A 15,245-nucleotide genomic window follows, 5' to 3' on the forward strand; every position below is an offset into this window, starting at 1 on the left:
CGAATCAGGAGTCGGCAGCCGCGGAAGACGACCCGCTCGGAGAACTGGTGCGGTCCGACGGGTCGGCCGAAATGGCGACATCCGTGCTGCTGACGGCCTGATCAACCACTTGACCTGGCGGACGCCGGAACACGGACCAGGGTGCCCGCCAGGTCTTCTGACTCGGCGTCTTTTGATCGTCTTGTAGCGTGACAGATGGCATCACCTCGGCCAAGCTGCTGCCGCGTTCGCCGGCATCACGGTGAAGACCGTACGGCACTACCACCGGCACGGCCTGATCGACGGCCCCGACCGCGACAGGTCCGGCTACCGCCGTTACGGATCGGCCGACCTGCTGCGGCTGGTCTTAAGACACTGTCACTCGCGTTCACGATGCAACCGGGGGCACCCGCAGGTGAGGGCCCCAGCGTCAATCTAACCGACGGTCTGCACGAACCAAGACGAACTGACGTCGGCGGGCAGCACACTCACTGATCCTCATCCACGCGAGTACGCCCGCAGGGCGGATCTCGATCTGACCGCGATCTTTCGTGATCATGCTGTGGTCGGCTCATGGTTTCGGCTGGCGGCGATGTTCCGCGTTGGCCGGCGCGGCTCCAGCGGGGTGATGTTTGATCTGCCCCGCCCACACTCGTTGCATCAGAATGCGTAGTCGTGGTGGAGGGTCATAGGTAATGTCCACCGACGCGAACGTAAAGCCGCCGATGCGACCTTGAAGGCAGGACAAGCCGAAAGGAATTCGAATGAGCATTGGCCTCGTGCGTAACCCGGGCGACGGTTCCTTCTTCCGCTACTACCACAGCGAGATCGAGCAGGTCGTGTCGACCACCGAGACGAATGGAGCAGTCACCGTCTCGCGTCTGAAGATGGACCGCGCCGGCGCGCCACCCCTGCATTCCCACAGTCGAGAGGACGAGAGCTGGGTGATCCTGTCCGGCCGCGTCCGGTTCTGGCTCGGATCGACCTCGCTCGACAAGTGCGACGTGTACGACGCCGAACCCGGCGCCTATATTTACGCACCCCGATTTGTGCCCCACACACTCCAGCCGGTCACGACGACCGCAGAGATCCTAGTCATCAACAACCCCGGAGCCCTCGAAGGCTACTTCCAGTCGATCGGGGCCGACGACGAGCGCCACGACGCGGATCACGTCGACCTTCTGGCTGAGTACGGCGTGGTCGTCCTCGACAACCCGCCCCCTGCCTAGGCGTCGGGCCCTGTGAGAGGGGGAGAAGCGGTCGTCCCATGAAAGCGGCCGCTGGGGCGCCTTTTCGCCGTCCTCCAGAATCCTCGTGTTTCGGCTGCGGCCCAGACTGCGAGGACGGCCTGGGTTTCTTCGGGTGTGGCCTGGTAGGGGGCTTGGGGCCGAAAACGTTCGGCGATGATGACGCGGCGGAGTTTGATCACCATGTCTTCGAAGAACGGTTCGGTCTTGGTGGTGTACCACCGTGAGCGTGCCCGGCGTTCGGCGGTGTCGGCGGGGCTGCGTCCGTGGGTGGCGTACCAGAGGTCTTCATATAGACGGTGGCCCAGTCGGCTGCTGGGTCTGCAGCCGGCTGGTGAGGTGTCGCACTGTGAGCGCTGTCCATGAGGGTGCTGCGCAGGCTCTGTGCTCGAACGTCCGTCACATCGCTAGAGGAGGACCTGATGCGGATCACCTGCGGGATCGACTGGTCGGAGAAGCATCATGACGTCGCGTTCATGGACGCAGATGCTCTGATCGTGGCGCGCGCCAGGATCAGCGATGATCTCGCAGGCTTTCGGAGGCTGACGGAGTTGCTGGCCGAGCACGGCAGGAGCTGACAACCCCAGATAACGATGGGCCCGGGTCTCCTCGCGCTCGACGTTGGGGCGAGCAGGTCACACACCGGCTTGCCAACGCCATGTCCCCGCCGCGAACAAGGTTTGCTGCGCAGGCAGACACATCGGTTGGTTCTCGAGATGACCTGTCGATACCGTGCTGCTCATGGCGACCGACAAGCTGCGAGAGCTTGAAGACCAGGCATGGCGGGGGTTCCTGCTCACCCATGATCGGATCTGGCGTGAAATCGAGGCCGGCCTCGCTCCGCTGAACGTGAGCATGGCCGAGTACAGCGTGCTGGCACTGCTGGGCGAGGCCGGCCGGAACGGCATGAGGATGTCAGAGCTCGCCCAGCAGCGCCTGATGTCCACCGGCGGGTTCACCCGGCTCGCCGACCGGCTCGAGCGCCGCGGCCTGATCGAGAGGCAACGGACGGCCGACGACGGACGTGGCTTCACGGTGGTCCTGACCAAGGACGGGAGGGCGCTCATGCGCAAGGCATGGCGCCAGCAGTACAGCGACCTGCGCAGGCTCTTCTTCGACCGGCTCGACGACGAGCACCTGCGCAATCTCGCCGAAGTCTGGGCGCGGCTCGACCCGGACGATGCCCGCGTCGACGATCCAGGTCGCGGCGACCTGGCCGCCCACCAGCGCGACACGCGCACCTGAGACGGACAGGCCGCGGCCGGGCCGCAGCGCCACACCGGTCAGAACCTGCACGGCCTCCCCACGCCTCGCGCGCCGCCATGCCCCCCATATCCTCAGGACAACGGAGGCCTCGCGCACGGCCGAGGTCCCCGGGATGGCGGCGAGCACCGCAAGGAAGAGGATGAAAAGCACCGAGCCCAGGCGTGACGGGGACATCAACGACATCTCCCGACAGCATCTGGGACACGAAGCACCCCTCCAACCCGATGGCAATGGCCGCAATGCCGAGAGCCGGGATGGGGGTCAGGTGCGCCGCGCATACCGGCACGGCGCGCCAACCGGAACGCCCCACTGTCGTCCCGCACTTGGCAAACCGGTTCGTCAGCCATGCCGAGCCGCAGTACGGGATGCCGTCGGTCCGGACTCGGCACCCTGGCTCCCGCCACCGCCAGTGTCGCCCTGGGCAGCGCGAAGGTCGTGCTCGCCACCGCGGCCAGCTCCGACGCCATGAGCGCTACCATCGACGGACTGCGTCACAACGGCGAGCTCATCGTGCTCGGCGCAACGCCGGAATCCATCCAGGTCAGCCCATTCCAGCTCATCGCGGCGAGCAGGTCCGTGCATGGCCACCCGTCCGGCACCGCCCGCGATGTCGAGGAGCTCCTGCGCTTCGCCGCACTGACGGGCGTGCAGCCCGTGATCGAGACCAGCCCACTGGACGAGGTAGAGGCTGCCTACGACCGCATGCTGTCCGGCGACGCCCGCGCGCTGTTGGGAAAGATCGGCTTATCGCGGACGAGATCCTCTACCACCGTCTCGCCCCCATCCGGCGTACGGAATCGCAGCGCCCGCCCTTCGGCGAACTCCAGCCCCCGCTCACGGCAGAATCCGTCATACCCCGAGGTGCTCGGACCCGCTCTTTGAGCTGCTCGCAAGTGCAGTCGCATTGTCCGACTGGAAATACGGGCACTCGAAGACCGGATCCTCGGCGCTGATCCCGATCGCCACCAAGGCGTCGATGATTTCGCTGAGTACACTCCGGCCGGTTACGGGCCGTGTCGGCGTCCTCGACACGAGCACGAACGTGTCTCCGGATTGTCGCGCCACCGCCCAGGTGTACAGAGCCGGCCGGGCCCCACCCACATGGAACATCCCAGTAGGGGAGGGGCGCGAAACGTACGCAAGCCGGAGACGCGCTGCAACTCTACCGACTGAGCTGCGGAAGGTCCGGTGAATATCGGCTGCATACGAGCACTGGTCAGTCGCTGATCGTGATCTTCACGCGGACGGCGCCGTCGTTGTCGCGGAGGCAACCGTCGGCGTCGTTGATGCGCAACTGGAGGAAGCCTTCCTGGCGCGCCCGGATGGAGGCCCTAGTGCCGACTCTGTAGTAGTCTCCGTTGACCTTCGCGATCAGCGTGCCGTACGGGTGCTGGCTGAGGATCTTGCATCCCTGGTAGATCTCGCGGTCTATGTGCCAGGGGTAGCCGCGCGAGGACACATAGGGAAACTCGCGGTGGTCGACCGTCCACCGGCCACCGACGTAGTAGATCTGCACCAGGTCACCCGGTTCGACGTACACGCCGGCGTTCTGCCAGCCGCTCTCCGCGCTGATCCATTTGCTTTTGCCGTACTGCGACTCCGTGGCCGAGGCGGGCGAGGCGCCGGCGAGGACGCAGCTGCCGGCGGCGAGCGTGGCGAGGAACAGGGTGGCCAGCTTCGATCGCATCTATGGATGCCCCTTCTGGGTCTGTTTATGTTCCGTCGTACATCTGGGTTGGATAGCGCCCGAGGGAGGAAGGTTCGCGGCCTTGCGATCTTTTTCCGCCCCACTCACGAGTCGCTCAACCACATGTCCGCGAGTCGCGGATCCCTTGGCGAGCCGATTGTCGCCAGGGATGAAACGTTCGCATGAGGACCCCGCACGGCCGTGGACGACCGCGATGCTCGCCTCCGCTATCGCGGTGTCCGCGGCCAGGACCGAAGCGTTCTCGGCTGGTGGGACACACGCGGGCTCGCGTGAGGTCGATAGGTGCGGCCACTGGAGTCGGCCGCGCGGTGGGGCGTAGTCCCCGTCACTGGAATGCGACCTAAATGATTCTGATCTTGTAAATCATGTGAATTCTGCCGTTGATCCCCGACGAATTGTTCGTGAAGTCCCAGAGGTTCCACTTTTCAAGCAGGAAGGCTCTTGAGGGCCCTCCTAAGTCATCGATTTATTCGATTGCTACATTGTTGTTCCCTGTGGAGATCAGGTCGACACCGTAGATGGCCACGCTCATCGTGCCGCCGTTCGCGAAGCAGTGGCGGTCTAGACCATTTTGGATTCGCAGAAATTCACGACTGTCCGACACGTTGCAGTCTGCGTCGTTGATAGCGAATGCGGGGGAGGGGAGGGCCACCATGACCGCCAGTGCGGCTGCGCAGGCACGACTTCATAGCGTTCTCTTTCTGGGGGAGCGATCTCGCACAGACGGGAGCGTATACGGGCCCTGAACTTACAAACCAGTCCACTTTCCTGCTCATTTCTTGCTCACCGGGACTCACCAGGGCCGACGCGTTCTCGGCCGGTGTGTGCGCCACCGTTCCCTCGGCCTCAGCCGCGCTCGCCTGCCGATCGGCCAGTCCTTGACGGCGGCGTTCATCGCCGCGGGAGGTCATCCTGGCGGCCCAGTGGCTGTGCTGCGGGCCGTCTTCGCGCCGCTGGGCCGGATGGCGCTGACCAATCCGCTTAGGCCCTTGAGCCGAAATGCCGGATGCTTCGCACGCCAGCCCGCATCGTCCTGTCGCTTGACCTGCTCACCGGACAGTGTTGCTGGAAGCAAGGCGGGAGGCCCTGAGTGCGGGGATGTGGTGGCGGCGGATGTGTGCCAGGAACGCCGCCATGTACTCGGACAGGAACTGAGTGGTGGAGGGAACTGTGACCGTTCCTTCCTCGTCGATCAATCCCTGGGTGAACTGGATGTAGGCTTCGGCTGGCCCATCACCGGCATGTCTGAGTAGGCGAGGATGGCCTTGAGGTGCTGCTGGGCGAGCGCGGTGGAGATGGAGCCGGGCGAGGTGCCGATCATTGCGGCCGGCTTGCCGTCGAGAACACTGGATCCGCGTGGCCGGCTGGCCCAGTCGATGGCGTTCTTCAGCACCCCGGGAATGGAACGGTTGTATTCGGGGTGATGAACAGAATGGCGTCAACGGATGTGATCGCGTTCTTCAACTCCTCGGCTGACGAAGGGTAGCTCGCGTCGTGGTCGCGGTTGTACAAGGGCAGCGCGTCGATCGGGATCTCTACGAGATCGAGTTCAACCGGTGCCAGGTGGCGCAGCGCTCGCGCAAGCCTCCTGTTGATCGAATCCCGCGAGCACGCGGCGCCAGGATTCCGGGGGATCTCCTCGTACGGCTGTAGCGGGAAATGGCCGGCGGCATTGACGATCACATCGACATGACCGGCGACGTCGCGGGCGAATTCGGTCAGTCGCGCGACGCCCGGCTCTGCGGAGAGGTCGGCCGCGACGGTATGCAGCGCGCTGTGGTGGTCCATCCGCTCGGCCGGCCGCTTCAGTGCCTCGGCGCTGAGGTCGGTGGCGATGACGCGGTTGCTTTCATGGTGCTTTCCTTATCGGGGTGGGCCGACGGTGATCTGGCCGTGGGTGTCGGCCGCCGCGGCCAGCGCGTCCTTGGAGATCTCGAAGCCCTCGGGTCTCAGGGTGGAGGCGTCGCGTCCGGCCTGGCGGAACATGCCCTCGATGCCGGCAGGTGTGGCGATCAGGAGCAGGTCGGCCCGGTCGGAGGTGATGCGGTAGCCGTGCGGAATGTTGCGGGGCAGGTAGACGATGCCGCCCTCGGACAGCTCCAGCTCCTGCTCGCCGACCCAGAGCAGGGCGGTGCCTTTGATCAGCATGAAGACTTCGTCTTCCCGGGTGTGCAGGTGGAACGGCGGAGCCTCGCCCTTGGGGGCGTCGAACCGCCCGACGGTGAGTTGACCGCCGGTGGTGGCGGCGTCCAGCAGGACGGAGAAGGTGCTCCCGTTCAGCCATTCCAGCTTCTGTTGCTGCTCGGGCTGGGCCAGGTACGGAATGCTCATGGTGTCTCCCTCAGGTCAGGAACGCGATCGGTTGCTGGGCGAAGTCTTCGGGGCGTTCGTCGGGGACGAAGTGCCCGCTGTCCTTGATGACCGCCGCGGACAGGTGTGGTGCGATCGGGCGCAGGGCCTCGGCCAGTCGGGTGCCCGCGTTGTGCTCGCCGCCGACGGCCAGGACCGGCATCGGCAGGCCGGACCCGCTCTCGGCCCAGGCCTGGTTGACCCGTCCGTCCTGTAGCAGGGTGCGGTAGTGGCCGAAGCTCGCGCGTAGAGCCTCCCGTCCGGTGTAGGAGGCGGTGATGGCGTTGATCTCCTCCGGCGGGAACGCGGCGGTCACGTGAGCTAGCCGGTTGAACCACCAGGTCAGGAAGGCGTTCTCGGTTCCCGCCAGGAGCAGTTCCGGCACTTCGGGTGTCATGAACAGGCCGAAGTGGAAGGAGCCGCCCGTGGCGGGGTTCATCGCGCGTTCCAGTCCGAATCCGGGCAGAGCCAGCTCGACAAGCGCGAGCCGTGCGACCTCCTGCGGATGGCGGCGGGCGTGGGCGAAGGCGACCATGCCGCCGATGTCATGCCCGACTAGGCGTACCTCGCCGGTGATGCCGAGCCGGTGCAGCAGGGCGCGCATGTCCTCGGCCTGGGTGTCCTTGTCATAGCCGCCAGGAGCGCGGGTGCTGTCGCCGAGGCCGCGCAGGTCGGGTGCGATGACCCGGTATCCGTGCTCGGCGAGGATCAGCATGACGTGCCGCCAGGCCCGCCAGGTCTGGGGCCAGCCGTGCAGCAGAAGCACCGGCGCTCCCGAGCCGCCAATCACCGCGTGCAGGTCCACACCGTTCGCCGTGACGATCGTGTGCTCGAACCCGTCGGGCACCGGGCCGCCGACCCGGCCCGAGACCGGGTCGGGCGCCGAGTCGTGTGGAGTGTTCATGACGTGGGGATGAGGGCGCCGACGATGGGGAGGAGCCTCTGGCCGGCCGGCGAGGACCAGCTGCGGGCCAGCTGCGTGAGGATCATGTTCGTCGAGGCGATCTCGGCGCCGGCCTTCTCCATGCGTCGCAGCGCGATGTCGTCGGCCGGCTTGGTCATCGATCCGCCGGCGTCGGCGATGACCTGGACGCGGTATCCCTGCTGGAGGGCGGTCAGGGTGGGGTAGACGGTGCAGACGTCGTTGGTGACGCCGGCGATGATCAGGTTGGGGCGGTCGGTGGCCTTGACCGCGGCGGCGAAGGCGGGGTCGTCCATGGCGTCGACCACGCCCGTGCGCTGGATGCGTTCCTCGAACTGCTTGGGGGCGATCTCGGCGAGCTCCGGCAGCAGCGGCCCTTGCGCGTGATCTTCCAGCGAGGTGGTCAGGATCAGCGGCATGTCCAGCGCCACCGCGGCCTTGGCCAGCGCGAGCGCGTTGGCCTTGACCTCGTCATGGTCGGCCGAGCCTATCCAGCTCATGGTGCCGAGCTGGTGATCGATGAGCAGGATTGCCGTGTCATCGGGTGTGAACAGGACCATCGTGGTTCCTCTCTCAGTGTGGCGGTATCGCCGCGTGTCAGGGCGACGCGTCTAGCCTTGGCTGGGCCCCATACGCGGGCTTGGAGTCGTCGTCGGGGACGCCGCTGCCTTCTAGGAGCCGAGGTTCTCGATCAGCTTGCGGAGTTCGGGGTGGTCGGTGAACCGACTTCATGCCCCATGGCGCACAGGCCAGAGCGCCGGGCGCAGGGGTATCGAAGAGCGGCGGGGTAACCGCGTCGACAAGCTCGTGGGCCGACTGCCCCTGATGCCCTGAGGCCGGGGTGCCGTCGGCCGCAAGCACGTGACCGTTGGCCATGCGCAGGCCAACTGTCACGGCCGGGCGGCAGGTCGTACTCGTCGTCGATCGCCGCGGTTGCACATCTACGCCAACTGCGTCGCGATTCAGAAAGGGCTCGACGCGCATTTCTGGTCGGGTAGGGTGCGCGCCGGAATGCCGAATTCATTAGATGAGCGGTCCGCTGCGCACTGAACGGATTTATTTCGTGTCCTGTTAGATTCTTGGCTGACAAGCCGAACTTGTGGATGGCTCACCGGGAATCCGACCAGCGCCTCCGAGAGCTCCAACCGGCAGCTTGCTAATGGCCATGATTCCTTTCCAGAGGGTGTCGGCGCGGCGGTGACCGCGACCAGCCCGTGGGCCTGTGCGGTGGTGGCCGTGTCCGCCGCGCGGTGGCCCCGTCACCCATCCGCGCGCAGCCAGGGCGGCTGTCGTCGGTGGGCGCGGGGCGTCGATGGGATCAGTCCTCAGCGGGCGTGTGGGCCGGGGGCGCTGCTGCCGGTATAGGAGGGCAGGTCGGACACGAGCTTGGCCAGGGCCGGGTCCTCGTCGTAGCGGCGCTGGTGCAGTGCGGCGATCTTCTCGGCGATCCGCGGGTCTGGGTCGTCGGTGATGTCGAAGGAGACGAACTTGTCGACCAGGGGGAGGCCGATCTCGTCGGTGTGGCGGTGGGCGGGGTGCTTGAGGTATGTCCAGTAGCCGTTGAGGTCCTCGATGAGGTAGGTGGTGCCCCACTGGTACTCGCCGCCGATGTCGGGGCCGACCACGAATGAGATGACCGAGGGGATGACCCGGCCCTGGTTGCGCATGCTCTCGACGGCCTCCTCGACCTTGTCGGTGGGCGCGTCGGGCCGGAGGGTCATGCGGGTGATGTGGTAGATCATCGGATCTGTTCCTTTACTCGAGGGGATGGCTGGACCAGGTGTACGGTGGCGGCGATGACGCCTGCCGCACCCGCGATTCCGGTCCAGGTGAAGGTCCCGGCGACGCCGGAGACCTCGATCAGGGGGTGGGCGACCAGTGGGGACAGGAACTGCCCCAGGAACACCGCGGTGACGAGTCCGCTCAGTACCCCGCCGCGGTTCTCGGGCGGCGCGAGTTCGGCGAGCCGCAGGTTCAGGTTGGGCACCGCCAGGCCCACGCCGACGCCGCCCACGAGCAGGCCGGCCGCGACCAGGGCGGTCGAGCCCGCCGTGCCGATGACCAGCCAGCCCACGCTGAGCAGGGCAACGCTGGCGGTGCTGATCTGCGGGCCGCCGAGCCGCTTGCGTAGCGCGGGGAAGACCAGGGCGCCCACAGCGCCGGCCAGCGTGCTGCCCGCGATCACCAGACCGGTCACGGCGGGCCCGACGCCGAAGTCCTCCAGCAGGAACGGCAGCTGGGTCGGCGCGAGGAAGAACACCAGCGTCGCGGCGAGGGCGAGGGCGTAGACGGGCAGGACACCCGCGGGAACCCGCCGTCGCCCGCGAACCGCGGGAGTGGCAGGGTCTGCCGCCATGCCCGGTGCGGGCACGGCCCTTCCCGACCCGGGGATGGCCAGGGCCGCGAACGGCACGATGACGATGGCGACGGCGTACGTCCAGGCGGGCGCGCGGTAGTCCGACTCGGCGAGCAGTCCCGCCAGCGGGAGGAACACGATGCCGCCGGCGCTTGCGAACGCCTGTTGCAGCCCCAAGTACCAGGTGCGGCGCTGCCCGTCGAACCAGTCGGTGATCATCGCCCCGATCGCGGTCATGATCCCGCCGACCGCGACTCCGAGCAGGGCACGGGTGACCAGCAGCAGGCGCAGGTCGCCGACGTACAGCGCGGCCGTCCCGGCCGCGGTGTAGAGCACCAGACCGGTCACCAGCACCGGGCGGCGGCCGAAGCGGTCGGCCACCAGGCCCGCGGCGGGCGCGCTGACGGCGATCGCCAGCGAGGTGATGGTCAGCGTCAACTGGACCAGGACCTCCACACCGGGGGTCCCGGTGTAGGCCCGCTGCATCGCGGGCAGGCTCGGAGCGATGATCGCCGCAGCCATGATCGTCAGCGTGGCCGCGGCGAGCACGGTCGCCCGGCCCATGGGACCGGGGGGCGAGGCGTGTGGTTGCTGCGGGACCATGGGCATCGTCTTGCCTCTCGTCATCATGGCGGTTAGGACCTCATCCGGTGATGCATCGAGGCTCGCATCGCATCGTCACCTCGATGGACGTGCGGCTGCCGAACGAAGCGAGCCCGCTGCCCACGTTGACGATGCGAGGGTCCGCGGAACGGTCGAGCAGCGGCAGGAAGGTGTCGATGACGCGGACGTACCCCACCACGTTCGTCATGAGCCCGACGGTCGCATCGTCCGTCGGCGGTGAACGCCTCGGAGTAACCGAGGGACAGGTGTCCCGCGTTGTGGATGACGACATCGAGCCGACCGGCGTCGCCCAGGACAGTCTGGACCGCCATGTCGGCGGATTCCTGGGACCGGACATCGAGTTCGACGACGCGCAGGTCGATGTGACCGCGTTCGGCGATGTCGAGAAGGTCCCGAGCCCGGGTCCGGTTGCGGCCGCCGGGCTCGCGCATGCCGGCGTACCCGGTGTGCCCGGCGGCGGGGAGTTCCTTGACGGTGAGGTTGCCGAGACCGGAGGAGGCTTCGGTGATCAGGATGACGGACATGGAGATTCCTTCCGGGGAGGGAGAGCGAGAGGATCTCCCGCGGCGGAGCCGGACCAGCCCCGCCGCATGCGGCGGGCGCGCGGAGGGGTCAGTAGTTGCTGAACACGGCGAGGACGTCGTCGTAGGTGCCGTTGGCCGGGACATGGCGCAGGAACTTGACGTTCTCGACCAGGACCTCCTTGGCGTCGGGCTGGGTGCGCAAGAGGGCCATGGCTTCGGAGAGGAAGTCCGCCAGCGGCATGGCCTGCTCGTTGTCCTGCTGCCCCATCAAGGTGGTCCGCACGGCTGGCGGGACCAGTTCGATCACCTGGACGGAGGTGCCGGCGAGCTGGACGCGCAGGCTTTCGCTGAAGGAGTGGATCGCGGCCTTGGTGGCGTTGTAGGTCGGCGTGATCGGCAGCGGCACGAACGCCAGCCCGGAGCTGACGTTGATGATGACCGCGTCCTCCTTGGTCACCAGGTGGGGCAGTAAGGCGTTGACCATCCGGATCGGGCCGAGCAGGTTGGTGCTGACCGTGTCCTCGGCGACGCGCAGGGAGTCCGGGTCGAGGAGGGTTTCCGGCAGCTGGATGCCCGCGTTGTTGACCAGGACGTTCACCTCAGGATAGGTGCTGGTCACCGTCTCGCGGGCGTGCGCGATCGACGTGGGGTCGGTTACGTCGAGGACGATCGTGTCGATGCCCGGGTGGTCGATCGCGATCTGGTCGAGCAGTTCCTTGCGCCGTCCCGCGACGATCACCTTGTTGCCGGCCTCAAGGAAGCGCACGGCCAGGCCGAGCCCGATGCCCGAGGTGCTGCCTGTGATCAGAATCGTGTTGCCTGTGGTCTTCATGGAATGTTCTCTCCTTCGCAGGGGGAGCCGGAGTGCTCCGGACAGCCCGTTTGTCGCCAATTGCTGCCGGGCGAGAGCGGAGCGCTCATCCATGGATCGGCAATCCATGGATGAGACTTCTTGCCCTCCAGTTCCACGGGGGCGTCCGTCTTCGATACGACAACGGCATTCATCTGACTGGTCATCATGGAACTCCTTGGGTTGCCCGGAAGCTGCGGGTGGGCCGCCAGTACCGCGAGCGGCAGCCCGCTCGCTGCTCGGACCGCTCGACTCGATATGTCCTGCCGTCAGGATCGCCTCGGCGGCATGACGTTCGCGTCGGCGAAAACCGCCTACATCCGCCGTCCCAGCCCACCGCATCTCCTTGCAGACGTCGCGCCGAGCACGTCGGTGCTGCTCATGCCAGAACCACCAGTGACCATGGCTGCCGAGGTCGGCGCGGAGGGCCGACAACGACCTGGCCGTAGGCGTCGGCCGCGGCGGTGAGGGCCTCTTGGAAGATCTCGAAGCCGGGTTGGCGGGTGGAACGGTCGCGTCCGGCCTGCCGGAACAGGCCTTCGATGCCTGCGGGGGTGGCGATCATGAGCAGATCGGCGGTCTCGGAGGTGATGCGGTAGCCGTGCGGGATGTTGCGGGGGAGGAAGACGATGTCACCTCGTGGCGCGCAAGTGGTCCTTCACGAACAGACGGCGCCCGGGACGGCCCGGCATCCGCCGGCCGCTCAAAGCGCTGATTGTTCGGATGGCGCGGGAGAACCCGACCTGGGGCACCGGAGAATCCAAGGCGAGCTGGCCCGGCTGGGTTACCCGATCGCGGCCTCCACGGTGTGGGAGATCCGGCGTCCCGCCGGGCTGGGCCGACCTGGCGGCAGTTCCTGACCGCTCAGGCCCACGCGATCATCGCGTGTGACTTCGTGGTGGTCGAGACGATAATGCTCAGACGGCTGTATGTGCTGGTCTTCATCGAGCACGGCACCCGGAGACTGCACCTGGCCGGGGTGGCCGCGCACCGGACCGGTGCGTGGGCGGTGCAGCAGGCTCGCGACCTGGTGATGGGCCTGGGCGACCCTATCGCCGGACTGCGGTTCGTGATCCACGATCGAAACCCGCTCTTCACCTCCACCTTCAGGGAGATCTTCGAAGCCGAAGGGCTGCGGATCGTCACAACGTTGCCGCGGACGCCGAGGATGAATGCCATCTGTGAGCGGGTCGTCGGCATCCTGCGCCGCGAGCTTCTGGACCGAATCCTGATCCTCAATGCGAGGTGCACGACGGCCGAGCGGAACCCGTCGATGGGGTCGTAGCCGCCCGTGACAGCGGTGGACCCCCGTGGACAGTCTCGAAGTCCTTGTAAACAGAAGGTCAGGGGTCCGATTCCCCTCGTCGGCTCTATATCTGAGCAGGCAAAACGCCCAATCCGAGATCAACTCGGGCCGGGCGTTCCTGATCGAGTGCGATGAGAGTGCGATCGATCTTGGTTTCAGGCCTCCGCGGACCCGCGGCGTGCTGATGAGCACACACCACGGTGGAGTCCACGCTCAGCGTCCAGTCCTCGCCTTCGGCCCGCAGCTAGTCCAGGATCTTCTCCCACATCCCCTCCATCGACCAGTGGGAGAACTGCCAGGGCTGAACAGCTCACATGCGGAGGGCTTGAGGCGGGCATCCCGTGCCCTTCGGTTAAGGGCAGACGTTCTGGTACGGCGCTCCGCCCAGGTACCGCTCCCACTCGGCGGGCGACAGCGAGCGCCCGACCCGCGCGCACACCTCCTGCGCGACCCGTTCTCCGTCAATGGGAACCGCGTGGACGGCCCCCTCCACCCCGACGTACACGGCCGCCCCGTCGGCGCTGAATGCGAGCGACCATGGCTGGCCCTCCTGCAGCAGGTAGGACCCGCCGAGCCGCCGCCTGGCCGCGACGTCCCAGAGCTGGAGCACGCCGCCCATCGAGGCAGTGGCGAGCGTCTTGCCGTCGGGTGAGAAGGCCAGAAAACCGACTTCGTCGGCGGCCCGGGGCAGGGCGGGGCGCAGTGCCGCCGGCCCGTCGACATCCCACAGCCCGACCCGCCCGGTGGTGCTCTCGTACGTGGCGAGGAGCCCTCCCTTGCTGATCGCGACCGCGTCCGTGGGCACGAACCCGGCGCCTACCGGCTTGCCGGTGCCGACGTCGATGAACCTGCCGCTGTCCGGCGACACGTACGCCGTGCCGCCCGGCAGGAACGGCCCGCCCTGGTACGTGGTATCGATCGAGCTCAGCACGCGCCCGTCGGCGGCGTCGAGCACCACTTCCTTGAACACCGGGATCCGCCCGTACATGACGGTCATCGCGAGCCGCCGCCCGTCTGGGGTGAAGTGCACGTCGATGGGGGTGCCGTCCTTCCCGGGCATCCGCACCGACCAGAGCTTCGCCTGGGTATGCAGGTCCCAGAGCGTGACCGTGCCGTTGACGTCCATGACGGCCAGCTTCGTTCCGGAGAAGTCGGCGGGCACCGCGTTCTCCGTATCGACGGACAGGCGGCCGGTCTCCTTGTCCGCGCCCACGTCCCAGATCCGGAGCTGTTTGCCGGCTCTGACGGCGGCCCACTTGCCGTCCCCGCTGAGGTAGGGCAATCCCGGCACGGCCGTCGCTTGGGTGCGCGGCCGCAGGTCCAGGCTGACGACGGCGTCGTCCACGACGTACCGGAGCGTGACGCCGTCGAGGTCGAACGCGACGTCGGTCAGATCGCCCTCGGCGCGGTAGTCGAGCACGAGGTTCCGGGTGCGCAGGTCCCAGACCTGCACATCCCTTTTGAGGAAGGAGGCGAGGTACCGGCCGTCCGGGCTGAAGCGCAACTGGCCGTCGGTCCCGCAGGCGTGGCAGGACAGCGTGTCGCCGCGGGTGCGGCCCGAGGCGGCGTCGACGAGGGCGATCTCCGTGCTGTTGCCGCAGGCGAGCGTCGTGCCGTCCTGGCTGAACGCCACCTCCTTGGGGCGATCCGCACAGGTGGGGAACGGCCGCTCCATCCGCCACCCGGGCAGCGCGATCTGGTCGAGGCGGTCTCCCGGCAGCAACAGGCGCTTGCCCGCGGGATCCACGAGCGGACGGTTCACCGCCTTCTGCCCGCGGAGCTCGAAGACGGCCTTGCCGAACTGCTTGCCGGTCGAGACGTCGAGCAGGTAGTAGATGTCATGCATGCTGTACAGCACCGTGAGTGTGGTCTCGTGCTCGCCGAACACGGCGCTGTAGCCGAACTGGGCCGGTGATGGAAGCGGCCGTTCGAGCAGCTTCCTGCCGGTCTTCAGGTCCCAGACACCGAGCCTCTCTGTAGTGGTCTCGGCCAGCAGCCGGCCGCTGCGGCTCAGCGTGGGCGGGCCCACGATCGCCCCGCTGACCGTCATCCCGGGCCAGCTCGCCGTACGCCTGCCGGTGCGCACGTCGTACACGTTGACCCCGCCCTCGCTG

18 protein-coding genes and 2 pseudogenes are annotated in these 15,245 nt (G+C 67.2%); 6 read left to right on the top strand and 14 right to left on the bottom strand.

Features of this window, described 5'->3' with window-relative positions; genetic code table 11:
• Positions 1-241: 241 nt before the first annotated feature.
• The 5 genes from AB0J09_RS12065 to AB0J09_RS12085 all read left to right on the top strand — a co-directional run bounded on the left by AB0J09_RS12065 (position 242) and on the right by AB0J09_RS12085 (position 3,374).
• Positions 242-418, top strand: coding sequence for a MerR family DNA-binding transcriptional regulator (locus tag AB0J09_RS12065; RefSeq protein ID WP_360689068.1), 177 nt, complete (start codon positions 242-244; stop codon positions 416-418).
• 325 nt (positions 419-743) lie between these two features.
• A complete protein-coding gene (locus tag AB0J09_RS12070; RefSeq protein ID WP_360689070.1) occupies positions 744-1,208 on the top strand; it encodes a cupin domain-containing protein in 465 nt (154 codons plus the stop codon).
• A gap of 440 nt (positions 1,209-1,648) precedes the next feature.
• A complete protein-coding gene (locus AB0J09_RS12075) occupies positions 1,649-1,804 on the top strand; it encodes a transposase (RefSeq protein ID WP_360689072.1) in 156 nt (51 codons plus the stop codon).
• Positions 1,805-1,967: 163 nt separating this feature from the next.
• Complete coding sequence (locus AB0J09_RS12080; RefSeq protein ID WP_360689074.1) at positions 1,968-2,471, top strand: MarR family transcriptional regulator; 504 nt, start codon at positions 1,968-1,970, stop codon at positions 2,469-2,471.
• 366 nt (positions 2,472-2,837) lie between these two features.
• A complete protein-coding gene (locus tag AB0J09_RS12085; protein WP_360689075.1) occupies positions 2,838-3,374 on the top strand; it encodes a hypothetical protein in 537 nt (178 codons plus the stop codon).
• On the opposite strand, the gene AB0J09_RS12090 is transcribed toward AB0J09_RS12085, so the two are convergent.
• From AB0J09_RS12090 to AB0J09_RS12150, 13 genes and pseudogenes are all read right to left on the bottom strand, one after another.
• On the bottom strand, positions 3,342-3,602 hold the full coding sequence (locus tag AB0J09_RS12090; RefSeq protein WP_360689077.1) for a hypothetical protein: 261 nt from the start codon (positions 3,600-3,602) through the stop codon (positions 3,342-3,344). The genes AB0J09_RS12085 and AB0J09_RS12090 overlap by 33 nt on opposite strands.
• 106 nt (positions 3,603-3,708) lie before the next feature.
• Complete coding sequence (locus AB0J09_RS12095) at positions 3,709-4,179, bottom strand: hypothetical protein (protein ID WP_360689079.1); 471 nt, start codon at positions 4,177-4,179, stop codon at positions 3,709-3,711.
• 487 nt (positions 4,180-4,666) lie between these two features.
• On the bottom strand, positions 4,667-4,855 hold the full coding sequence (locus AB0J09_RS12100) for a beta/gamma crystallin domain-containing protein (RefSeq protein ID WP_360689081.1): 189 nt from the start codon (positions 4,853-4,855) through the stop codon (positions 4,667-4,669).
• A 537-nt stretch (positions 4,856-5,392) separates the two neighbouring features.
• Positions 5,393-6,036, bottom strand: a pseudogene (locus AB0J09_RS12105) (NAD(P)H-dependent oxidoreductase).
• A gap of 27 nt (positions 6,037-6,063) precedes the next feature.
• Positions 6,064-6,531 (bottom strand): cupin domain-containing protein, encoded by a 468-nt coding sequence (locus AB0J09_RS12110; protein WP_360689083.1) that lies wholly within the window; start codon positions 6,529-6,531, stop codon positions 6,064-6,066.
• A 10-nt stretch (positions 6,532-6,541) separates the two neighbouring features.
• Positions 6,542-7,453 (bottom strand): alpha/beta hydrolase, encoded by a 912-nt coding sequence (locus tag AB0J09_RS12115; RefSeq protein WP_360689085.1) that lies wholly within the window; start codon positions 7,451-7,453, stop codon positions 6,542-6,544.
• Positions 7,450-8,031 (bottom strand): isochorismatase family protein, encoded by a 582-nt coding sequence (locus AB0J09_RS12120; RefSeq protein WP_360689087.1) that lies wholly within the window; start codon positions 8,029-8,031, stop codon positions 7,450-7,452. Before AB0J09_RS12120 ends, AB0J09_RS12115 begins: the two co-directional genes overlap by 4 nt.
• Positions 8,032-8,796: 765 nt before the next feature.
• Positions 8,797-9,213 carry a Dabb family protein gene (locus AB0J09_RS12125; RefSeq protein ID WP_360689089.1) on the bottom strand — a complete coding sequence of 139 codons (417 nt, stop codon included), beginning with the start codon at positions 9,211-9,213 and terminating at the stop codon, positions 8,797-8,799.
• Positions 9,210-10,457 (bottom strand): MFS transporter, encoded by a 1,248-nt coding sequence (locus AB0J09_RS12130; RefSeq protein ID WP_360689091.1) that lies wholly within the window; start codon positions 10,455-10,457, stop codon positions 9,210-9,212. Before AB0J09_RS12130 ends, AB0J09_RS12125 begins: the two co-directional genes overlap by 4 nt.
• A gap of 13 nt (positions 10,458-10,470) precedes the next feature.
• A complete protein-coding gene (locus AB0J09_RS12135; RefSeq protein WP_360689101.1) occupies positions 10,471-10,638 on the bottom strand; it encodes a hypothetical protein in 168 nt (55 codons plus the stop codon).
• Positions 10,639-10,735: 97 nt separating this feature from the next.
• Positions 10,736-11,119, bottom strand: a pseudogene (locus AB0J09_RS12140) (hypothetical protein); the annotation flags it as partial.
• Positions 11,064-11,807 carry an SDR family NAD(P)-dependent oxidoreductase gene (locus AB0J09_RS12145; protein ID WP_360689093.1) on the bottom strand — a complete coding sequence of 248 codons (744 nt, stop codon included), beginning with the start codon at positions 11,805-11,807 and terminating at the stop codon, positions 11,064-11,066. The pseudogene AB0J09_RS12140 and the gene AB0J09_RS12145, both read right to left, overlap by 56 nt.
• 397 nt (positions 11,808-12,204) lie before the next feature.
• Positions 12,205-12,390 (bottom strand): hypothetical protein, encoded by a 186-nt coding sequence (locus AB0J09_RS12150; protein WP_360689095.1) that lies wholly within the window; start codon positions 12,388-12,390, stop codon positions 12,205-12,207.
• A gap of 243 nt (positions 12,391-12,633) precedes the next feature.
• Between AB0J09_RS12150 and AB0J09_RS12155 the strand changes: the two genes are divergently transcribed.
• Positions 12,634-13,110 carry a hypothetical protein gene (locus AB0J09_RS12155; RefSeq protein ID WP_360689097.1) on the top strand — a complete coding sequence of 159 codons (477 nt, stop codon included), beginning with the start codon at positions 12,634-12,636 and terminating at the stop codon, positions 13,108-13,110.
• 373 nt (positions 13,111-13,483) lie between these two features.
• Here the strand turns inward: AB0J09_RS12155 and AB0J09_RS12160 are convergent.
• Positions 13,484-15,245 (bottom strand): WD40 repeat domain-containing protein (locus AB0J09_RS12160; protein ID WP_360689099.1); only part of this gene is annotated, 1,762 nt, incomplete at its 5' end.

This window comes from Nonomuraea sp. NPDC049784, assembly GCF_040659615.1.
Taxonomy (GTDB): Bacteria; Actinomycetota; Actinomycetes; order Streptosporangiales; family Streptosporangiaceae; genus Nonomuraea.

Bases quoted from the DNA above. Each gene is read 5' to 3' on its own strand.
- AB0J09_RS12070 (WP_360689070.1), top strand. From the start codon at position 744: ATGAGCATTGGCCTCGTGCGTAACCCGGGCGACGGTTCCTTCTTCCGC.
- AB0J09_RS12075 (WP_360689072.1), top strand. From the start codon at position 1,649: ATGCGGATCACCTGCGGGATCGACTGGTCGGAGAAGCATCATGACGTC.
- AB0J09_RS12080 (WP_360689074.1), top strand. From the start codon at position 1,968: ATGGCGACCGACAAGCTGCGAGAGCTTGAAGACCAGGCATGGCGGGGG.
- AB0J09_RS12085 (WP_360689075.1), top strand. From the start codon at position 2,838: ATGCCGAGCCGCAGTACGGGATGCCGTCGGTCCGGACTCGGCACCCTG.
- AB0J09_RS12090 (WP_360689077.1), bottom strand. From the start codon at position 3,602: ATGTTCCATGTGGGTGGGGCCCGGCCGGCTCTGTACACCTGGGCGGTG.
- AB0J09_RS12095 (WP_360689079.1), bottom strand. From the start codon at position 4,179: ATGCGATCGAAGCTGGCCACCCTGTTCCTCGCCACGCTCGCCGCCGGC.
- AB0J09_RS12100 (WP_360689081.1), bottom strand. From the start codon at position 4,855: ATGGTGGCCCTCCCCTCCCCCGCATTCGCTATCAACGACGCAGACTGC.
- AB0J09_RS12110 (WP_360689083.1), bottom strand. From the start codon at position 6,531: ATGAGCATTCCGTACCTGGCCCAGCCCGAGCAGCAACAGAAGCTGGAA.
- AB0J09_RS12115 (WP_360689085.1), bottom strand. From the start codon at position 7,453: ATGAACACTCCACACGACTCGGCGCCCGACCCGGTCTCGGGCCGGGTC.
- AB0J09_RS12120 (WP_360689087.1), bottom strand. From the start codon at position 8,031: ATGGTCCTGTTCACACCCGATGACACGGCAATCCTGCTCATCGATCAC.
- AB0J09_RS12125 (WP_360689089.1), bottom strand. From the start codon at position 9,213: ATGATCTACCACATCACCCGCATGACCCTCCGGCCCGACGCGCCCACC.
- AB0J09_RS12130 (WP_360689091.1), bottom strand. From the start codon at position 10,457: ATGATGACGAGAGGCAAGACGATGCCCATGGTCCCGCAGCAACCACAC.
- AB0J09_RS12135 (WP_360689101.1), bottom strand. From the start codon at position 10,638: ATGACGAACGTGGTGGGGTACGTCCGCGTCATCGACACCTTCCTGCCG.
- AB0J09_RS12145 (WP_360689093.1), bottom strand. From the start codon at position 11,807: ATGAAGACCACAGGCAACACGATTCTGATCACAGGCAGCACCTCGGGC.
- AB0J09_RS12150 (WP_360689095.1), bottom strand. From the start codon at position 12,390: ATGATCGCCACCCCCGCAGGCATCGAAGGCCTGTTCCGGCAGGCCGGA.